Source organism: Brevundimonas sp. EAKA, assembly GCF_000698025.1.
Taxonomy (GTDB): Bacteria; Pseudomonadota; Alphaproteobacteria; order Caulobacterales; family Caulobacteraceae; genus Brevundimonas; species Brevundimonas mediterranea_A.
Genome location: NZ_JMQR01000005.1, coordinates 14,722 through 34,500 on the forward strand (window position 1 = coordinate 14,722; position 19,779 = coordinate 34,500).

General features: G+C 66.6%; 14 protein-coding genes. 5 read left to right on the plus strand and 9 right to left on the minus strand.

The window, feature by feature from the left end; translation table 11 throughout:
• Positions 1-28 precede the first annotated feature (28 nt).
• On the minus strand, positions 29-796 hold the full coding sequence (locus ER13_RS01585) for a hypothetical protein (RefSeq protein ID WP_147399892.1): 768 nt from the start codon (positions 794-796) through the stop codon (positions 29-31).
• Positions 797-1,193: 397 nt separating this feature from the next.
• Here ER13_RS01585 and ER13_RS17540 point away from each other — a divergent pair, with 397 nt between their 5' ends.
• Positions 1,194-1,796 carry a GntR family transcriptional regulator gene (locus tag ER13_RS17540; RefSeq protein WP_081836073.1) on the plus strand — a complete coding sequence of 201 codons (603 nt, stop codon included), beginning with the start codon at positions 1,194-1,196 and terminating at the stop codon, positions 1,794-1,796.
• A 5-nt stretch (positions 1,797-1,801) separates the two neighbouring features.
• On the opposite strand, the gene ER13_RS17545 is transcribed toward ER13_RS17540, so the two are convergent.
• Positions 1,802-2,452, minus strand: a complete 651-nt coding sequence (locus ER13_RS17545) for a GntR family transcriptional regulator (protein WP_052004693.1) — start codon at positions 2,450-2,452, stop codon at positions 1,802-1,804.
• Positions 2,453-2,722: 270 nt separating this feature from the next.
• On the opposite strand from ER13_RS17545, the gene ER13_RS01600 reads away from it, so the two are divergent.
• From ER13_RS01600 to ER13_RS01610, 3 genes are all read left to right on the plus strand, one after another.
• Positions 2,723-3,187 (plus strand): helix-turn-helix domain-containing protein, encoded by a 465-nt coding sequence (locus tag ER13_RS01600; RefSeq protein ID WP_155988049.1) that lies wholly within the window; start codon positions 2,723-2,725, stop codon positions 3,185-3,187.
• 612 nt (positions 3,188-3,799) lie between these two features.
• On the plus strand, positions 3,800-4,486 hold the full coding sequence (locus ER13_RS01605) for a lasso peptide biosynthesis B2 protein (protein ID WP_052004694.1): 687 nt from the start codon (positions 3,800-3,802) through the stop codon (positions 4,484-4,486).
• A 64-nt stretch (positions 4,487-4,550) separates the two neighbouring features.
• On the plus strand, positions 4,551-6,248 hold the full coding sequence (locus tag ER13_RS01610) for an asparagine synthase-related protein (protein ID WP_183218350.1): 1,698 nt from the start codon (positions 4,551-4,553) through the stop codon (positions 6,246-6,248).
• On the opposite strand, the gene ER13_RS01615 is transcribed toward ER13_RS01610, so the two are convergent.
• The 7 genes from ER13_RS01615 to ER13_RS01645 all read right to left on the minus strand — a co-directional run bounded on the left by ER13_RS01615 (position 6,184) and on the right by ER13_RS01645 (position 15,618).
• The gene (locus tag ER13_RS01615; protein WP_035305709.1) at positions 6,184-8,574 is read right to left on the minus strand and encodes a prolyl oligopeptidase family serine peptidase; all 2,391 of its coding nucleotides are present in this window, start codon (positions 8,572-8,574) and stop codon (positions 6,184-6,186) included. The genes ER13_RS01610 and ER13_RS01615 overlap by 65 nt on opposite strands.
• 219 nt (positions 8,575-8,793) lie before the next feature.
• Entirely contained in the window at positions 8,794-11,745 is a 2,952-nt protein-coding gene (locus tag ER13_RS01620; protein ID WP_035305712.1) for a TonB-dependent receptor, read from the minus strand.
• Positions 11,746-11,827: 82 nt separating this feature from the next.
• Positions 11,828-12,811, minus strand: a complete 984-nt coding sequence (locus tag ER13_RS01625) for a FecR domain-containing protein (protein ID WP_035305714.1) — start codon at positions 12,809-12,811, stop codon at positions 11,828-11,830.
• Between the two features lie 15 nt (positions 12,812-12,826).
• On the minus strand, positions 12,827-13,327 hold the full coding sequence (locus ER13_RS01630) for an RNA polymerase sigma factor (protein WP_197019695.1): 501 nt from the start codon (positions 13,325-13,327) through the stop codon (positions 12,827-12,829).
• Positions 13,328-13,685: 358 nt separating this feature from the next.
• Positions 13,686-14,276, minus strand: a complete 591-nt coding sequence (locus tag ER13_RS01635; RefSeq protein WP_035305720.1) for a hypothetical protein — start codon at positions 14,274-14,276, stop codon at positions 13,686-13,688.
• On the minus strand, positions 14,273-14,770 hold the full coding sequence (locus tag ER13_RS01640) for a hypothetical protein (RefSeq protein ID WP_155988050.1): 498 nt from the start codon (positions 14,768-14,770) through the stop codon (positions 14,273-14,275). The genes ER13_RS01635 and ER13_RS01640 overlap by 4 nt, the downstream gene beginning before the upstream one ends.
• Before the next feature lie 20 nt (positions 14,771-14,790).
• Positions 14,791-15,618: a DUF5677 domain-containing protein gene (locus ER13_RS01645; RefSeq protein WP_035305726.1), complete on the minus strand. Its 828-nt coding sequence runs from the start codon at positions 15,616-15,618 to the stop codon at positions 14,791-14,793.
• Positions 15,619-15,716: 98 nt separating this feature from the next.
• Between ER13_RS01645 and ER13_RS17550 the strand changes: the two genes are divergently transcribed.
• Positions 15,717-19,769 carry a helix-turn-helix transcriptional regulator gene (locus ER13_RS17550; protein WP_052004698.1) on the plus strand — a complete coding sequence of 1,351 codons (4,053 nt, stop codon included), beginning with the start codon at positions 15,717-15,719 and terminating at the stop codon, positions 19,767-19,769.
• The last annotated feature ends 10 nt before the right edge of the window (positions 19,770-19,779 follow it).

Genomic DNA, 19,779 nt, shown 5'->3' on the forward strand with positions numbered 1-19,779 from the left:
CAGGAGCGGCGCGCCGCCCAGCCGTCACTCAAAAGGGCGAGAGCGCCAGGTCGACCCTCTCGATCAGGGCCCGAAAGAGTTCAGCCGTTTCGGTCACATAGGCTTTGGTGAAGACCGTCAGCTTCTCGTTGTTCTTGTCGCGGCCGTTTCGATGGACGCAGTCGTGACGATGCTGAATCGCGACAAACAGCTTCTCCCTCTGTGTTTGCTCCTTGAGGAGTTCGACCTCCAGAGCGATCCGGTACAGCGTGTCGACCTTCGCGAGGTTGTGGTAGCGGATGTCGGCCAGATAGGCCCCGACCCTGTCTCGGATCAGGCCGGGATTTTCCTGGATCTCCGCCAGGGTGAACCTTTCCTTCGCCAGTTCCTTGTCGCCGGCGAGAAGCCGCCCCAGACGCTTCTCGTCGCCCAGCACTTCCTTGAGAAGCGTGTCGCCGAGGAAGGCTTCGAGAGCCGCAACGTGCTGAGAGAAGACCATCCGATTGATCAGGGCGCCGCCGTCGTCCGAGCCGTGGGCATCGAGATAGGCCTGCGCCTGCTCGAACGACTCCGCCCAGATTGAGAGCGGGTTTTCCGGGAGAGCGTAGTCGGACCAATCCTCCTCGGGAGAGTAGAAGGCGACATCCGCCGAAACCGCCGTCTCAGGATGGGCGTTGAGCCTGACCTCGCAACTGCCTGCGCTGTTCACGACATAGGCCTCAAAGACGGTTTCGCAGTGGGGGCATTCGACCTCGGTTTCGCCCTCGGAGTTCAGGTCCGACATGCTTTCGGCTGCGCTCCAGTCCGGCTCGGGCACCTCCGCGCTCGTGACCGCCAGGGCGTGGCAATCCGGGCATGTGAACTGGATCTGCGTCTCGAAACGTTGGGTCATGCGGGCGCGGTCCTCTTGAATGGGCGGGGGTCGGCATTGGGCCGACCGCGCGAACGCCAGATATCGCGGAACAGGACCGGCTTCGCCCCCCAGTTGCTGTCTCTGGACAGACTATCACACGACCGGAGTAGAACGACGCCCTCCGAAGCTCCCAATACGCAAGAAGTTCGGTGATCGTCCGCAAAAAAGTTGCGGGTCACACGCAATCTATTGGCGGTCAAAATATAACCTTGCATTGCATCAAATATATCTGCACTAACTTGTGTAATCGGATCGGCCTCCCCCCGTTTCCCGGTCCGCCCATTGTTCAGTCGAGGGCGTCATGCAGACTTCCGAACCACGAGACCCCTATGGAGCGGCTCTGGGTGCTCTAAAGCGGTTCGCCGAGGCGGGCCGGTTTGTTCCGGGCGAGCCGATCGTGGTGACGGAGCTGGCGGCGGAGGTGGGATTGAGCGCCACGCCGGTCCGGGAAGCCCTGGCCTGTCTCGCGGGACAAGGGCTCATCGAGCGCAGACGCGGACGCGGCTACTTCTACCCGTCGCTGAGCCCGGCGGAGATCATCGACCTGTTCGAACTCCAGCTCGCCTATCTCCACGCCGCGCTGACCCTCTACCCCCGCGGGCTCACACCTTTGCGCAAGGCGGCCGTTGCGGTCGATCCGCTCGACGGCGTTCAGGCCCTTTTCGACGCGATCATCAACCAGTCGACCAACGCCGCGCTTGTGCTGGCCCATCAACGTGTCGTCGACCGGCTCAAGGCCGTTCTCAAGGCCGAGCGCATCCATGAAGAAACTGACGGCGCGACCGTAAGGACCATGGTGGAGGTGATCGTCGACGGGCGGATCCCGGCGCTCCTGGGTCTGCTGGAATCCTATCACGAGCGCCGCTGCTCACGCACAACGATCCTGGTGATCGAGGCCGCCTGATCCCCTCACTCCGTCCCACTTCGCGCCACCTCTTCCCGAGGCCCGACGCCGGCGAAGACCAGAGCGGCCAGTGCGCCAGCCGCCCCGATGCGCCGGTCATGGTAGCGCCCGACGGTCGCAGCGAACGCGGGCGCGGCCTCCTCATTGTAGGCGGTATAGAGCCCTATCGCCTCGTCACAGAGATCGTCAAACAGGGTCGCCTCATGGCGGCGCACCAGATCGAGCTGTCCGCTCACCTTCTGAAATCCGTCCCACAAGGCCTGATTGCCGGCGCTGCAGACGATGGTCGCGAACAGCCGGTTCACGGCCGCTATGGGACGACCGTGTTCGTAAGCGGGCGCCGGCGGACGCACGGCTCCGAGGGCGCGCAGGTTCACCTCGACGGCGATGCGGACGTAGTGGCCATGCATCGCCCAACGGTCACGGGCTGCGGTGGCGTCCAGCCGCAGGGTGACATAACCGCCGGTCGACGCACGCTCGACCAGTCCTTCTCCGCTCAGCCGAGCAAGAGCCTCTCGGATCGGCGTGGTCGACAGGCGCAGCCGCCGGGCCTCGTCCTGAACAATGACCGGCGACCCGCCGGCCAGGGCTCCCGAATGAATACGCTCACGCAAAGACGACAGCGCCTGGGTGAACGGGTCGCGATTACGCGCCATGTTCAGATTCCGATCTGCTCGGACCCCGGTCCGCCCCCTGATCGTCCACCCAAGCATCGTTCCCCAGACCGGCGAGTTCGTCTGCGAAAATCTTCTTCGGACAGGCCGCCATGCTCTGGCGCGCGCCCCGCCGATTTCTTGCGGGTTCTTCGTCTCGCTCCGGAACCATTCAAAAAAGTCGCACACGCCTGCATTGATTCGACACACCCAACACAGCACCTTCAGTGGTGAAAGGTCGAATCGCCTATGCTTTCCGATCCACCAGAAAAGTTGAGTGATGCACGGCTGATCGGTCTGGCGGCGCGGACGGTGCGGCGTGCCCGAAACATGACCGCCCAGCAGGTGGCGACCGCCATGAACCTGCCGCTTCGCACCTACGAATACTTTGAAGCCGGCGCTGGCCGGGTGAACCTCGACTACGTTCACCGGTTCGCCGTCGCGACGAACTGCGACCCGTGGTCGCTCTTGCTCGGCCCTTCGCTCGGCTCGATCGAGTTCGCGCGTCAGACGGCTGACAGCAAGCTCATGCTGATCTTCCTCATCGCCCTGGGCGAGTTCGTCCGGAAGATGGGAGACCGGCTTTTGACGCTCGATCCCCGCGCCCTGATCGAGGCCTTCACCGAGACCTTCCGCAAGCTGGAGGAAGAGAACCGGGCCAAGAGCGAGGAAACCGAGTCCTGGCTCGACGCGGGCCGCGACCGTCTGGCGGGCAAACCGCCGGAAGATGAGGTCTGAGCCGCAGCAGTTGAAATACACGACAGATATAGATTGCCGCTGGGGTCACCGCGGGCGCTCCATGACCTGCCGCAATCCGCGGCGACTTGCGAATGGAGGCTACCATGACCAGCACCGTTCAGATCCGACTGATCGGCTTCGGACCCGTCACCGCCCTCACCCGGGGCGCCATCGTCGGGCCGCCGCTGGAGATCGAAGAGACGCCGTTCGACGGCGTGGCCTGATCGCCCGGGACGAGCGTCGTTCGCGGCGCTCGTCTTGCCCCACATTGAGGATGACCGGTCGCCCGACAGCCGTCGCGGCGACGTTTGTGCATTCGCTCCTGTCCGATCGACAAGGCTCAAATACACGACAGATATAGATTGCGACCGCCGGCTTCGGAGCGGCTCCATAGGCTGCCGCAATCCTGCGGCCTCACAACCTGGAGGCTCTCATGACTGGCATCGCTCAGATCCGACTGATCGACCTCGGTCCCGTCACTGTTCTGACGAGGGGCGCGGTGATCGGCCCGCCCGTCGAACACGAGGAAATGCCGTACGACGGCGGGGCCTGACGGCCTCGGGGACGAACGCCTTTTGCGGCGCTCGTCCCCAGCCGCCGCGCGCGTGCCTCATGGAGAACCAGACCTTCGATTCCCCCACGCCCTTCGTCGCCGAGCCGGGGAGCGCTCTCGCCCACCTTTGGGAGCATCTGCATTTTGCTGTCGTCGATGAAGACGTCATTGTGCTCGATGAACGGACGGACGCTTACAGCTGCCTGCCCGGCGCCGGAACGGTGATACAAGTCCGTGGCGACCTTATCGTCGCCCCCGAACCCGTGCTGGAGCAACTTCGGGACGGCGGGTTTCTCGGCCCCTCGGGTGAGACCCGGGCCGTCGCGCCGCCGGCGCCGACCCGAGCCCTTCCCCTGCCGCCGTCGCCTGCGATCGATGTGGTTGCGACCACGCGGTTCTGGTGGTCCTGGTGGCGCGAGGGACGGAATTTCGAATCCCGATCCCTCGCGAGTCTGCTCGCCACGCACCGCCGGCGCTCCCCCTCCTCGAGCCTGTCCGAAGAGGAGGTCGCCCGTCTGACGGCGGCCTTCGTGCGCCTCCTGCCTTGGGCGCCGGGACAGGGCGCCTGCCTCTACCGGGCGCACCTGCTGAGGACCTTGATCCGGGACGCAGGCGGAGACGTGCGATGGGTGTTCGGGGTTCGCACCTGGCCATTTTCCGCCCACTGCTGGCTGCAGGTCGGCGACGCGGTGCTCGACGACGAGCCGGACCGGGTCGCCGTCTACACCCCGATCATGGTCGTCTGAGGTGGGGCATTTTCTGCATCTCGCCTGGTCCGACACCAGCAACCTTGCTCTCGCCGAAGGCCTTGTGGCTGAAGCCCAGGCCCGAGGGTTTGTCCCGGTCCAGGTCATGGAGCAGGCGTGGCTCGGCACGAAGGGGCCGAGGCCCCTGGCGGTCCACCATCCCGCCGGCGAGCATCTGCTCGTCCTCGGCGACCTGTTCGATGCCCTCGACGGGGATCGAACCCCTATCCCGACGCACGGCGACGACGCCGACCGCGCACGCGCCCTGATCCGGCGGTACTGGGGGCGGTACATCGGGATGTTCAGGACGCCGCGAGGCCAGGTCCGCCAGATCCTGCGGGACCCTTCCGGCGCCCATGAATGCGCGGCCTGGCGGTACGAAGGTGTCCAGGTCGTCACCTCCGAACTCTCCGACTGGCTGCTGGAAAGCGCCGCGCCGCCGGTCCAGATCGACTGGGACGTGGTGGGCGGTCTGCTGCGCGACCCCATCAATGCGACCGCGGCCAGTCCGTTGATCGGGATCAGGGTCGCCGAGGCCGGCGACCTGACCGATCTCAACGCCCGGCGAACGACTCCGCTGTGGCGTCCGGTAGACTTCACCGCCTCGGTCACCTCCGATCCCCGCGAAGCCGCAGCCTGGCTGAGAGGCCGGATCGACGGCTGCCTCGCCGCCTTCGCCAAGGTCATCGAACGGCCGGGCGTCGAAGTGTCCGGCGGGCTCGATTCTGCGATTGTCGCCGGCGGCTTTCAGGCTGGGGGAGCGACCCCGCACCTCTGGTTCAACATGTTCGGCCCGTTCGCCGAAGGCGACGAGCGTCGGTTCGTTCGAACCCTCGGAGATCGCCTCGGCTTCGAACCGCACTGCGTTCAACGCGCGATCAGGCCGATGACGACGGAAGGGTTCGAGGTCACCGCTCGAGGTCCCAGACCCGGAGTGAATGGAAGAGATTACTCGTTCGACACGGCCGTCGCGGAAGCCTGCCGGGAGGCCGGCGTCGACGCCCTCCTGACCGGGAAGGGTGGCGACGGGGTCTTCTTCCAGATGGGGGTTCCGGACATCTTCACCGACGTCCTTCGCGAGCGGGGTCTCGGCGCTGTGTTCAGCCCCGCACTACCGCAACTGGCGCGGTGGACACGCCGATCGACCTGGTCCCTTCTGCGCACCGCCCTGAGCACACCGCGACGCGCTCCGCTCGACCGGTCGGCACGCAGACTGTCCATCTTCAATCCGGAGAGCGTTTCGCACGATGCAGAAAGGGATCTGCATCCGTGGCTACGCGGGCTGGAAACGGTCCCGCCGGCCAAACGTCTCCAGATCGAATCCGTGGCGGCGGGCCTGGCCTATCAGAGCCAGTGCCGCCGAACGGAGGCTGCCGACCTGATCCATCCGCTTCTGGCTCAGCCCGTTGTCGAACTGGCGCTCGGACTGTCCGTTCCCCTCCTCACCGACGACGGTCGGGCCGATCGAAGGCTGGCGCGCGCGGCCTTCGCCGACAGACTGCCGCCCGAAATCCTGCACAGGCGATCCAAGGGTGAGATGACCGCCTACTTCGGGCGCCAGGCGGCCGCGAGCATTCCGTTCCTGAGAGACCACCTGCTCGGGGGTCGCCTCGCTGCGCGCGGACTTATCGACCGGGGTCGTACGGAAGCCCTCCTCGACCCTGACCGTCTGCTCTGGAAAGGCAGCGTCCCGGACTTCACGATGGCGGCAGTGATGGAGAGCTGGGTCCGGCGCTGGGAGGCGATCGGGGCTGGGGTCTGAGTACCGGCGGGACCTCGCCCGAGCTGAGGGTGCGGTCGAGGAAGGCCACGATCTCCGTGTAAAGATCCCGGATATTGTCCGGGCTCCAGAGGTGATGGCCCTCGCCCCAGTAGGTGAGAAGCCGTGCATCCTTGTTCTGTCGCCAGAGCGCCGAGAACATGATCTCGGACTGGGTGCTCGGCAGAAGATCGCGGTCACCGTGGACGAGAAGAACCGGTGCCGAGATCCGGTCCGCGCCGAACAGGGGACTGTTCCGGACATAGAGGTCAGGCGCGGTCCAGGGCGGCGCGCGCATTCGCCCCTGGCTTTCCTCGGCCCATCCGATGCGCTGGCGCAAGGAGAGTCCGAACTCCGGATTGTCCCGGTTGGCGGGAGAAAACTCGCCCCAGGCGGTCGCAAGATCTGACAGGCCCGCAACGGAGATGATGGCCTTGAACCGGTCCGTCTGCGTGGCGGCGACCAACCCAGCATAGCCGCCGAAACTGTGTCCCCAGTGCGCGACGCGGTCCGGATCCAGATCCGGGTACTGCGCGAGGGCGGCGTCGACCACCGCCAGGACATCCTCAGCGTAGTCCTCCGCGGGCTCCTTCTCCCGGTCGAGAGGCACGATCGGGATCAGCACTGCATATCCGCCGGAGACGACAAGCTGGGGGTTGGCCCAGGCGTTGAGCGCGGCGGGTTCCGACGGCGCGGCCGCAGGGCCGCCTGGGTAGGAGAGAACGACCAGAGGCGTCTTCTCCCCCCGCCACTGCCGGGGGCGATAGAGCCAACTGAACCGCTCTACGCCGTCCGCCCCCCGATGGCGGACCCGTTCGGGCTCGGGGAAGTCGATCTCTCCCATCCATGCGTTGATCATCGACAGTGTCCGGTCGGGGCGACCCGGCTGCTGAAGGCGCAAGGTCTGGACCCCGTTTTCCACGGTGCGGACGATGACGCCGTCGGCGCCGGCGTAGACGCCGGAGACGAAGGCGTCGCCCGTCGCCATCACGTCAGGATCGAGGTCCGGGCGGGCGATCGCACCATCGGACAGGCGCACCGCCATCCAGCCCCGCCGGGGTGGAGAGTTCCGCTGGCGTCGCTGCGACTCCAGATAGCCTGCGCCGTCGAAGCCGGTCACGACGCCGGTCGGAGCGACCATCGGCGCGGCTTCGCCAGAGACGGTCACGGCCCAAGGGCGGCCTCCGGCGACCAGCAATAGCCGCTCCCCGTCGATGGCCCCGATGTCGACGGACGGCGGACTGAGCGCCGCCGTCAGGTTGACGGCGCCCTGGCGTCCGAGCCGGTGCCAGTCGTTGCGCTCGCCCGTCGCGGTGTGGGCGAAGAGGACAGGCCAGTCTCCCAGCCAGTCCGCATAGACGCTGTTGAATGTGGCCACCCCGCCGCCGGTGTAGGGCCTGAGACCGCCGAGATCGTAGCGCTGCACGGCGTCACCGTCCGGGTCGACGCCGAGAAGGTCGCCGGCCTCCCATCCTTCGGCGCCGCGCGCCCACACCAGCAGACGATCCGAGGCCGGCGACCAGGCCAGCAGGCTCGGGGCGATATCGGCGTCGCCCAGCGGCGAGGTCACGGCGCCCGTCCGCAGGTCGGCAATGCGAAGCCTTCGCTCCCGATCAATGGCCTGCGGCTCGAACGCTGTTGTCGGGTCGAAGGTCGCCGCCGTGGCGGTCTCGACCAGCGCCAGGCGATCTCCGTCCGGGGAGAGTTCGAGGTCGTAGAACCAGCCTGCGGCGAGCGGGGTGGCGATGCCTGAACGAACGTCGAGTCTGACCGCCTGGTTCTGCGGAGGCTGGGGCATGTCGCCGGCGAAGGCGCCGCTGCCGAGGGAGGTCCGCTGCGCCGGTCCACCGGCGTCCGTCGCACGCCAGCGCGCCTCGAGCGCTCGCCTGCCTCGCGCACCGCTGGCCAACCATTGCGGCAACGATCCATCGGGTCTCACCAGCAGCAGGAGCTCGTCGTCCGAACGCCATTGCGCCGCCTCCCCGAAGACAGAGAGCTCCGGCGACAGGGAAAACCAGTGGACCGTCCGATCCGACATTTCCACGACCCCGGCCTGCCACCGGTGATCTCTGAGACGGAAGATCAGGAGTCTGCGCCCGGACGGCGACCAGGGCCCCAGGACGTGGCCGTCTCTCTCCTCCGGCCGAAGGAGGCTCTCAGCAGGCCGGCCCGAGGCCAGATCCACCACTTTCAGACGGCTCACGGTCCATGGGTTGCGGAGACCGAACTCGAACGACGTCGCCTGGTCGTAGGGCGCGCGTTGTTCAAACACCGCCCACCGCCCCGTCGGATCGATGGTGGCGTTGCCGAAGGACTCCGCCGCGAGCATGTCATCCGTGCGATAGGGACGACCCGGTGTTGCGGGCGAGGGAGATCCGGTGGCGACCTCAACTCCCGCCGGAGCGTTCTGTGGGATCTGCGCGGCAGCACCCCATCCCGCGCCCGACAGTAGGATGAAGGCCGAGGCGGCGACAAATGCGCGCGAACGCGCGCGGCGTCCTGCGGACGCCGTCTGGCGTACGCTCGAAGCAGCTCGGGGCATGACGGCCTACCAGCGCTTGATCAGCTGGAACGCCGCGACCCGGCCAAGCGGACCCGCCTGCCCCGGATCGAAGCCGAAGCCTTGCGGGGAGTCATAGAAGGGCGGGTCCGCGTCGAAGACGTTCTGGATCGTCAGGGCCACCTCGACGCCCTCGGCCAATCCGGTTCCGACCCCCGCCCAGCGCAGCTGAAGATCGGCGGTCGTGAAGGCGTCGATGGTCCGCCCCGCCGCGTCGCGGTAGTCGGCGGCATGGTTGACGCCGATCCGCGTCGACCAGTCCCCGCGCGTCCAGGTTGCGGCGGCCTGGGCGCGGAGATCGACGGGGAAGCCCACCAACCCGAGAACGTCCTCGCGAACGGCCACCGGGGTCACCCGACGGCTGTAGTCCAGCAGGTAGGATGCCGAGAGGGAGAGACCGAAAGCGTTGTCTCCTACGTCGAAGTCGTAGCTGCCCGCCAGATCGATCCCCTCGACGTTCAGTTCGCCGGTGTTGGCCCATCGGCCGTCGAGGATCACCGAGTAGGACGACGCCGGATAAAGGGTTGGCGAGACGAAGCGCGGGTCGGCGAGGAAAGCCTGGACGCGAGCCAGATCGGCCGCATTCCCGGGCGTGAGACGGGTGACGAACGGCGACAGGCTCGGATCGACGAGGATGCTGGTGATGTTCTCCAGCGCCGGTCGACCGATCTTGTTCTCGAAACGGATGTCAAAATAGCCCGCGCTGAACCGCATGCCGGGCCGGGGCGCCCATTCGACCCCGAGGGTGAGGCTATCGGCCGTTTCCGGTTCGAGGTCGGTATTCCCGCCGGACTGCAGGATCGCCACGCGGCTGACCCCGGAGTCGGACACGGTCAGGGGACCGAGCTGGACCCGATCGAAGACTTCGGTGAGGGCGGGGGCGCGAAAGGACGTCCCCCAGCTGGCGCGAACCGTGAACGGGTCCGAGGGCTGCCAGATCAGGCCGATCTTGGGATTGGAGGTCGTGCCGACGTCGTCATAGTCCTCGGCGCGCCCCGCCAGGGTAAGCTCCAGACGCTTGATCCCGGGCATTGCATTGGCCTCGCCCACCAGCGGCGCCCGCACCTCCATGAAGACGGCGCCGATGTCGCGGACCTGGGGGTCGCCGATGGTGATGACCGGAGCCACGCCCGAAGCGAAGTTCTGGCTGCGACGGTTGAACTCCTCGCGCCGGAACGACGCGCCGATCGCAATCCGGAGGTCCCCGCCCGGCAGTCTCAGGGGTGAGCCGTCCAGCATCAGATTGGCGGAGCTGATACGGCTGCGGTAGCGGGACCAGGTGTAGCCCTGCGAGATAAAATCCAGAACCGCGTCGCCGTTGGCCCCGCCCGACCCGAAGGGATTGAAGTATCCGTCCCGGGCTGCGTTGTAGGAGGTCGCCGGATTGTCGACGGCGTTGCCCAGCGCTTCGGCGAGGAAGGTGCTGTTAAGCTGGTTGTTCGTGCCGCCTTCGCTGAGCTCCTCGGCGAAGGCGCCGTAGGCTTCCAGCGTCCAGTCCCTCGGCAGCGCGATCTCGATCCCGGCGGTCCCGCCGAGGCTGCGCGACATGCCGTAGCTCTCGGTCGGACCGAGGTCGCCGATGAAATTGTAGGCGATCAGGTGGGAGGCCGAACCGGTCGGCGATACGAAGAAGGGGTTGTTGCGTCCGATGGTGAGAATGCTCACGGGCGCGAGGTTGGCGTATTCGAACGTCCGCCGGCTGAAGCGGGCGTCGGCGGACACTTCGATGTGCGAACCGAGGTCTTGGCGGACGCTCGCATAAGCGCTGTGGCGCTCCTGGAGCGGGAGGATGTCGACGTCGGCCCGCCGGTTGCCGAGGTTGGCGCCGCCTGCCTCGAAGTCCGACGGCGTGCGCGCCGTGCCGTCGGGACCGGGTCGGATCGCATAGGTGCTGCGATAGGCGCCGCGAGACGCGTCGAACACAACGATGCTGCCGGGCGGCCCGTAGAAGCTGCGGCGATCCGTGCCGCCCCAGGGCCTCAGATCGCCGGTGGCGGTGTAGTCGCGGTCCGCCGAGTTGAGCGCCGATTGATGCTGATACTCGTAGGACAGGAGCGCCGAGCCGGTCTCCCACCGCGTCCCGAACAGGTGGGACGCCAGCAGGTCCTCGCCCCCGCCTTGCGCCGCAGAGGCGCGCAGCCGGGTTTCCTGACCCTCATAGCTCCGCCGCAGGATGACGTTCACCACGCCGGCCACCGCGTCAGATCCATACAGGGCCGAGGCGCCGTCGAGCAGCACGTCCACGCGCTCGACCGCTCCACCCGGGATCGCCGAGACATCGGCGAACTCCCCCTTCATTCCGGTCCCCGCCAGGCGCCGCCCATTGACCAGAACGAGCGTCGCGTCCGCCCCGAGCCCTCGGAGGTTCACGCCCGTCGCCGTCGAGGTGTTGCTTCCTAGCGAGTCGGCGCCCAGCAGCAGGCTGTTGGGTGTCGCGTTGCCCGAATAGGACTGAGGCAGCCGAACGAGGGCGTCGGCGACCGTGGCGTCGCCGCGCCGGTCGAGGTCCGAGCGCGAGATCACGGTCACGGGGGACGGCGATTCCCCGGGGCCTCTCAAAAGCGTCCCAGTGACGACAACCTCGTCGATGACGGTGGCGTCGTCGGTCGCCGCCTGCTGCGCCGAAGCCCGGCGCAGAACTATCACGCCCGGCCGACTGCGCGACCAGACGACGCCGCTTCCGGCGAGCAGGCGATCCAGCGCCGTGTCCGGCGCATGCCGTCCGCTCAGTCCCGGTGTCCGAAGGCCGGCCACGAGGTCGGCGGTATAGAGCATCTGCACATTGGCCTGCCGGGCGTAGGCGATGAGCGCCGCGTCCAGCGAGCCGCTGGAAATATTGAACTCGCGGGCCTCTTGGGCCTGCACGTCGGTGGCGAAGGCCACGGCGGCGATGGGCACGAGCGCGACGCCGGCAAGCAGGCTTCGGGTGCAGATGGTCATGAGTTAGGTCCTCTCTGACGCAACGGCGCGTCGAACAGGAGACGCAGGGCCGTCATCTCATCTGAGTTGGAGCCTGAAATTTTTATCCGCCGACGGATCGCGCGGTGAGGCGGACGCCGCCGTCGGCCTGCGGCTGGGCGGTCAGACCGAAGAGATCCGAGACGGCCGCGACGAAGGCGTCCCTGTCACCCGTGGCGAAGGAGCCGTTGACCGCGACCTCCGATGCAGGCCCGGCCGCCAGGACAATCTTGTCCGGAAGGTAGCGATTGACCTCGGCGACGGCGTCGCGCAGCGGCGTGCCCCGGAAGACCAGGTGACCCTGCGACCAACTCGTCTCGACCGTCGCATCGACAGCAACCGGCGCAGGGTCACGACGCGATGTCTGGACCTGTTGCCCCGGGGTCAGGCGCCAGTTGCGGGTCTCGGCCTGGACATCGGTGACCGCGACCGATCCCTCGACGAGGGTCACACGCGCCCCGGTGGATTCGCGCCGGACGTCGAAGACGGTGCCCAGGGCCGTGACCTCCGTGCCCCCGGCCTCGACCCTGAAGGGGCGGGTCGCATCGTGGGCGACGGTGAACAACGCCTGACCCTGTTCGAGCACGATCCGCCGTTCGCCAGAGGCGAACCGCACCCTGATCCGCGTGTCCGTATCCAGCCGGACCTGGGTCCCGTCGTCGAGCGCGACGACCCGTTGGCCGCCGATCTCCGTTTCGTACAGGCCTCGCGTGGGCAACCAGAAGACCAGCGCTAGCGCCAGGGCGGCCACGGGGACGAGGACGACCGCGACCGGGAAGAGCCGTCTGGACCATTCGCGTTTCGTCCTTGGCCTTGAGGTCCGCAAGGTGGCCTGGGTCAGGTTCTGGATGTCGCCATCCGACGAGAGGGATCCCGTGCTCCGCCAAAGACGCTCGACCTTGTGATAGGCCTCCACGTTGCCAGCGGTCTCGCGCCACGTCTTGAACGCATGGAGCGTGTCGGCGGACACGGGGCGTTCCCCGAGTCGGACATGCCACTCGACCGCTTCACGGTCCGCAACGCCTGTCGCGCTCTGCGGGTCGCTCATGGCGTTCCCCATCGGCTACAGCCGCAACTGGGCTGCGCAGTACTCGAGCGCCTTGATCATCCGCCATTGGACCGTGGTCACGGGGATGTTCAGCCGCTCGCCTATCTCTTGATACTCCAGATGCGCGAAACGGCTCAAGACGAACACGTCCCTTAGTCGGGGCGGCATCGTCATAACGATCTGCTTGAGAAGGACCATGTCGATCTGAGAGGCGGGATCCACGAGCGGATCAGGGTCCAGCCGATCGTTGGCCCCGAGAGGCGCTGGCCCCCGCCGCCTGGCCTTATCAATGATCAGGTTGTCGACGATCTTCAAAAGCAGCGCCTTGGGATGCTCGATCAGACCCTTGCGACTGTATGGCGCGGCCCGGATCCAGGCCTCCTGGGCGAGGTCCTCGGTTTCGTCGCCGAAGCGCTGCCTCAGCCGCGCCGTGAGCCAACCGGAATAGGCGCGATAGAGATCGTGAAGGCCGTGATCGGCCTCCTTGTCTCCCACACCTCCAGTTCGATCCGACACGGGCTCGCCTCCAGATGATGAGGCGAGCCCGGCCGAAGCACCGGGTGTTGAGACCATGCTTGAGGCATGCGCCGACGCCTTTAGCCCCCAAGTCGTTGTCCGAGGGGCCTGGACATACGCGCCAGCCACACCGCTGCCGCGGAGCGAAGATGTAGAATGATCGTCTCAAGCGAGGTTCTCACGCCTCGGCGCCGCCCGAAGGCGACGCACTCAAAGCTTGAATCATGGCGGCGGGGTTTGCAAGCGGTGGCGCATTGGGTGCGCATGTCATCCACGACAAGCCAGCCGCGCGAGCCTCACCGCGCCTAAGCGCCCCATCGGGACACGCGCGTCTTGTCTGAATTCGCTGTCGCGGTCTTCAGGCGGTGAACGGTCTCATCGATGCGACCTTGCGTATCCGATCGACGACCTCCTTCGCCGCTCGCTTGGCCTCCCCTCGTTTCATGCCCTTTCGGCGCAGCTTCAGGGCGGTGTGGGCGAGGAAGAGCCGGTCCCAGGTCGCCTTGAAGCCCGTGTCCGCCACCTCGACGATGATCTTCGGCTTCTGTGGATCGTCCTTGAGACGATCCCCTGGCCGGCCAGGTTGCACATAGAGGCCGCGATTCTGGAGGATCTGCTCCACGATGACCCCATGGTTCTTGTTGAGATCGAATTCCACCATCACCACTGCTTCCACCGGGCGAAGAAGGGTCAGGATGAGGGTCACCGTCTCCTCACGGTGCGGAAGCCTACCCCACTGGACCCGGACGTCTCCCGGCGGCCCATGGTCGTGAGCTGCGATCGCCGCGTCGATATCGGGACGCTCCGTGGTGTCGAGGATGACCAGGGGAAACATCCGACCGTCGCCCACCCCCACGGTGGCGAGCGATCCGTCGGCGATGATCGGCGCGATCAGCTTCTCGTGGCTATGGTTCAGGGCGATCATCGCCTTGCGGAACGCTCCGATCATCGGAGACTCCAGGTCAGCATGTGGGTCTCGAGCGTCGTCTTCTCCTGATGCGTATCGGTCGCGACCAGCTCGTAGCCCTCGATGGTCGAGCCCTTCAAAAGGTCGGCGGCGACCGCGAACCGCACCCAACCTTCGACGGTGTGATGGGCGTCGATGCGCAACGGCATCAGGAGCATCGGCACGCTCTCGTCGGCATTGGGGATCGCCGGCGCCAACAAGGTCAACGGAATCTCGCGGCGGTGGCGGATGCACAGTTCCAGCCCGGCGACACTGTTGGCTGTGTCGGTTGGGTTGGCGATCTGGAGGTGGATGGCGAACGATCTCTTCCCGTCGATGTCGGAGACCTTGGAGTCGATGAGGCGGAGATCCAGCCGGGGCGCGCGACGGGCTTCCTGCCGCTCCGCCAGTCGCTGAGCGCGGTGCGCAGTGATCCAGCTCATGATCGCAACGACAAAGGCGGCGAGGGAGACGAGACCGGTCGCGATGGCGATCACGTCAGACGAGGTGAGACCTTTCATCCGATCGCCTCGCGCTTGCGGGCGATGCGCACTTCGGCAGCCGCATCCTGTGACGCCCTGAAAGGCCCATAGTCGGCCGAGATTTCCCCGAGGCGAGTGTTGTTCTCCTCATCGCCGACGATCTGGGTGAAGGCGACTCCCAGGGCGATCCCGATCATCAGGATGCGATCGAGCGTGTCGGCGATCCGCTCGGGATCCTCGGGACCGACCAGATAGCCGTTCCAGCTCTCACCGTCGTCAGCCATCCTCATGTGCCGCTGCAGGGACTTGCCGGAGGGGTGAACGGCATCGTCCGACATCACGCGATAAAGGAGGTACAGGTGTCCCAGAGGGCCGAGCTCCGCGAGCTTCGAGATGTTCAGGTTCGACACGGATCCGATGCTGTCCACAACATCCTGAAGCATCGCGGCGTCCGCGGACATACCGCTGCGGAGGATCGTTTTCGCCTGCCCCTTCTTGGCGGCGGCGGCATCCTCGATCATCACCGCGCGCGCCTTGTCCGGATTGTCGTGAAGCGCGGCCATCAGCAGGGTGTTCTCCAGCAGTCCGCGCGCCAGTGTCCGCGCCTCAACATCCATGCCGCGTTCGGCCATCAGCACCGCTCCCTGCAACTGGGCGCAGGACCGATGCAGGAGAAGCAGGGCCATCGGCTCGCGGTCGAACGGCATGCCCCGCACGGTTTCGCAGGCCGCGGTGGCGGCCTTCTGAAGGCAGGCATTGAGGGCTTCGACGAGTTCGAACCCGAGGGCGTTGCCGTTCCGCCTGGCCTGGATGCGGTCCGAGATCGCCGTCGACAGAAAGCCTGCTTCGTTGAAAGTCGTCATGCTGCGGATAACACGGTCGTCCCGTCTTGAAGGCAAGGGTCGTCTCTCCCTACCTAGGATTCACGCCCAGGGCGCACGGGGAGGGACTATTCGGCGGGATGACGCAGCAAGGGTTCAGCGCGAAGGACATGGTCGGGGCCCGCGCCTTGTTGGCGTGGTCGCAAGCTGACCTGGCCAAGGCGGCGAATATTCACCCCAGCGAGGTCGCTGACTTCGAGCTCGATCGGCGTGAGGTCAGGCCTGCCGCCATCGAGGCCATGACTGAGGCGATCGCAGACGCCGGCGTCCGGAACGACGATCAAGGCCTCAGCCTCATTGAAGATCCCGCTGCGCCGACCCCCTTCTCCGGCGGGAACCCGACCCGCTTGATCGAGGCTTCCGACCTCGTCGTCTGGGCCGACAGCCGCGACGGCCAGGCTGGCATGCCCGAGCTTCTGAGCCGTTTGATCCGCGCCGAGCGCGGGGTCGCCGCCAGAGTTCGATTCCCGTCCGGCGACAGCGTCGCTCAACATGGCTGGGACGGCGAGGTCCGCGTTGTCGGCGCGTCGGTCAGGATTCCGGATGGCCAGTCGGGGTGGGAAACCGGGACCGACCAGAACAAGAAGTCAAAAGCCGATGGAGACATAGAGGCCCGAACGACGGATCACGGCGACCTCGACCCGGCGGATACGACGTTCGTCTTCGTAACGCCCCGTCGTTGGGCAAAGCAGAAGGACGTCTGGGCCAAGGCGCAGCGCGCCAAGCGCATCTGGAAGAACGTCCTGGCCTATGACGCCGACGACCTGGTGGACTGGATCGAGTGCCATCCCGGCGTCGGCCAGTGGCTCGCAGTCCGCCTTGGCAAGCGCCCTAGAGATCTGAAGTCACTCGCGGACCTCTGGGCGGACTGGTCGGGCGCGACCCAGGTTCCGTTGAGCGGAGAGCTTACATGCATCGGACGCGACGAGGATGCTGCGGTCGTCCTGCGGTGGCTTTCGGCCCCCGCCTCAGAGCCGCTGTTCGTTCAGGCCGAGTCCGTCGAAGAGGCGGCGGCCTTTTTCCATGCGACGATCGAGATGTTGCCTGATCGGTACTATCGCGCCGTGGAAACCCGCGTCCTGGCGCCGGAAACATCGGCAGCGGCGGCGGAGCTTGCCGACGGCCTGACGCCGCTCATCCTCATCCTCAACGAGACGGAAGCCGGCGTCGCTCAGCGGCTCTCTCGAAAGGGCCATTATATCTACGTCGCCCTGGGCCCGAACTCGGAGGCGCCTGACTCAGCGCGTCGGTTGGCGAAGCCGACCCGGAACCAGCTGCAGCAAGTGTTGGAGCGGATGGGCCTCGAGTACGGCCAGGCGCAGAATCTCTCGCTCGACGCCGGCCGTAGCCTCGCCGTCCTTCGCCGTCTCATGCCTGCGGCACCGGGCAGCCGTCCATCCTGGTCGATCCCGCAGCCGCCTCGTCCGATGCTGGGTGCGCTTCTCGCCGGCGGATGGCTCGAGACGCTGGACGGCGACAAGGCCGTCATCGAACAGCTGGCCGGCGTCCCGTACGAAGAGGCCGTCAGAGCGCTCGGGCCATACGCGACCGCTCTGGACGGGCCTCTGCGCAAGCGCGAAGACGCGTGGCGACTGAAATCGCCTCGCGACGCCTGGACCCTCCTCGCGCATAGTCTGACGGCTCCGGACATCGACCGCTTCCTGTCCGTCTATTGCGAAGTCTGCGCCGAGATCGATCCGACATGGGACATGGCGCCGGACGAGCGCTGGCTGGCTCCCATTCGGAACATCCACCCGCGTTTCTCGTCATTCCTGAAACAGTCGATGACGGAAACGATGGCGCTTCTGTCGTTGTACGGCGACCGGGCGGGTCTGGTGGACGGCGTCGAGGCGAAAGTCGCCAGGTCCCTCACCACAATTCTGGACGGCGCCACGGAGGCGATCTGGTGGTCCCTCGGACCCGTCCTGCCGAAGCTGGCGGAGGTCGCGCCTTCGGCCTTCCTTGGCGGCATCGAACGTGCGCTCGGCCCGACGCCCAGCCCACTGATCGCCTTCTTCGAGCCCGAGACGTCGACCCACACCGTCACGCGGCTTCCCCAGCTGATGTGGGCCTTGGAAAGACTGGCCTGGGATCCGGCTCTTCTGCCTCGGGTCGCCGACGTCCTGGCGCGGCTCGATGCGCTGGATGGGGGCGGCAACAACGTCGCCCGTCCGAAGCAGGTTCTCACCACGATCTTCCTGTCGTGGTCTCCTCAAACCCACGCGACGCTGAAGCAGCGGCTGGCCGTCATCGACGGCCTGCGCAAACGACATGGAGACATCGCCTGGGATCTCATGATCTCACTCCTGCCGCGCTCGCACGCGATCACGATGCCGACGTCGTCTCCGCATTGGCGCAAGGCCGCGCCAACCGACCGCGAGGCGTCGCCTGAGACGGTCGTCCACGACTGCGTCGTAGAGGTCTCAGACCGGCTGATCGAGGATGTCGGCAATCGGCCAAAGCGTTGGAAGGCTCTGCTCAAGGCCATGGAGCTCCTTCTGCCCGACGCTCGGGCTGGGATCGGCCAGAAGTTGCTGGAGGCGGAGCCGACGATCATCGGCGAAGAGGATCGCGACTTCACGCGCACGGCCCTTCGGAAGGTCCTGGCTCGCCACCTGGAATTCCAGGACGCGGACTGGTCGATCCCGGCGGATGAATTGACGGTCTTCCAGACCACCCTCGAGCGGTTCAAACCCGAGGATGTCCTCTGGAGGCATGCCTGGCTGTTTTCCAACGGCACCGGCTGGATGGGTTCCGTGCGCGAGTGGCGTCAGTCGCTGGACGAAGCGACCGCCGCCCGTGCGGCGGCCTTCGAGGAGATCGTCGAGGTGCGCGGAATCGACGGCGCGCTGGCCCTCCTCGACCGATGCGATCAACCCCGGTGGGTGGGAGAGGCGGTAGCGCACTCGCCCGCCGCAGCGTCCTGGCGGTCAGACTTCATCGAACGCGGACTGGCCTCCGATGACGGGCCGCTCTGGCAGGCCGCAGCCGAAGCGATCGGCCTTCTACGCGAGAAGGAAGGCGGCGCCGATTTCGTCACCCGCCTGCTGCCGGCGCCGGCCCCCCAACTGGACGAACGCGTGGTCGGACGCCTGCTCCACTTCCTCCCGGCGCGCCCCGAGACCTGGTCGGCGGTCGCGGCCTACGGCCTCTCGTCAGAAGATCGCTACTGGCGTACTCTCGCGGGGTGGGCGGTGGCTGAGACCAAAGAGGAAACCGAGCACGCGATCCGGCGCTTCAACGTCGTCGATCGCGCTCGTGACTCTCTCCATCTGATCGGAAGCCGCCTTGAAGTCGACCTCGATCCAAAGCTGATCGTCGAGACGCTCCACTTGGCGCTGAAGACGATGAACCAGGCGAGCGAGGACACGAACGAGCCGGTGATGCGGCTCCACTACCTCACGCGGATCCTCGCCCACCTCGAAAACCATCCCGAGGTGTCGGACGAAACCTTGGTCCTGCTCGAGTGGTACTACTTCCACATGCTGCGGTACTCCGAGCGACCCAGCCCGGCTTTACACCGCGAACTGGCGAGGAACCCGGACTTCTTCCTCCAGGTGCTGACCATGGTCTTCCTGCGGGACGACGACGGCGGCGGCGCAGACGAGGACCTCCCGGGCGGACCCGCGACGCCGGAACAGCGGGCCGCCATGGCCCGGCACGGCTACGATGTGCTGGATGCTTGGAACCGCATCCCCGGCGCAGACGACAAGGGGCGGATCGACGGCGCCGAACTCGAGCGGTGGGTCACGGAAGTGCGCCGCCGCGCGTCGGAACTGGGACGCAGCCTGCCGGCTGACCTCCGGATCGGCCGCATCCTCGGGATGAGCGCAAAACCAGCCGGCGAGGTTTGGCCTCCCATCGCCATCCGCGAGATTCTCGAGAGCGCAGGATCAGAGACCCTGGAGGATGCTTTCGTCTCGGGTGCGTATTCATCGCGCGGAGTGATCACCCGTGACCTGAGGGAAGGCGGTCGCAAGGAGCGGACGCTGTCTGACCGCTACAGAGATCACTCGTCGGCGATGGCGTCAGACTACCCCGTCACCGCCCGGCTACTGAATGACATCGCCGATATCTACGACGGGCGGGCGAAGCGCGAAGATGACGAGGTCGAGGAGCGGAGCTGGCACTGAGATGCCAGCC

What these genes read in the sequence shown, in the direction of transcription:
- ER13_RS17540 (WP_081836073.1), top strand. Translation starts at nt 1,194, where the DNA reads ATGCAGACTTCCGAACCACGAGACCCCTATGGAGCGGCTCTGGGTGCT.
- ER13_RS17545 (WP_052004693.1), bottom strand. Translation starts at nt 2,452, where the DNA reads ATGGCGCGTAATCGCGACCCGTTCACCCAGGCGCTGTCGTCTTTGCGT.
- ER13_RS01605 (WP_052004694.1), top strand. Translation starts at nt 3,800, where the DNA reads ATGGAGAACCAGACCTTCGATTCCCCCACGCCCTTCGTCGCCGAGCCG.
- ER13_RS01615 (WP_035305709.1), bottom strand. Translation starts at nt 8,574, where the DNA reads ATGCTCGCGGCGGAGTCCTTCGGCAACGCCACCATCGATCCGACGGGG.
- ER13_RS01620 (WP_035305712.1), bottom strand. Translation starts at nt 11,745, where the DNA reads ATGACCATCTGCACCCGAAGCCTGCTTGCCGGCGTCGCGCTCGTGCCC.
- ER13_RS01625 (WP_035305714.1), bottom strand. Translation starts at nt 12,811, where the DNA reads ATGAGCGACCCGCAGAGCGCGACAGGCGTTGCGGACCGTGAAGCGGTC.
- ER13_RS01635 (WP_035305720.1), bottom strand. Translation starts at nt 14,276, where the DNA reads ATGATCGGAGCGTTCCGCAAGGCGATGATCGCCCTGAACCATAGCCAC.
- ER13_RS01645 (WP_035305726.1), bottom strand. Translation starts at nt 15,618, where the DNA reads ATGACGACTTTCAACGAAGCAGGCTTTCTGTCGACGGCGATCTCGGAC.
- ER13_RS17550 (WP_052004698.1), top strand. Translation starts at nt 15,717, where the DNA reads ATGACGCAGCAAGGGTTCAGCGCGAAGGACATGGTCGGGGCCCGCGCC.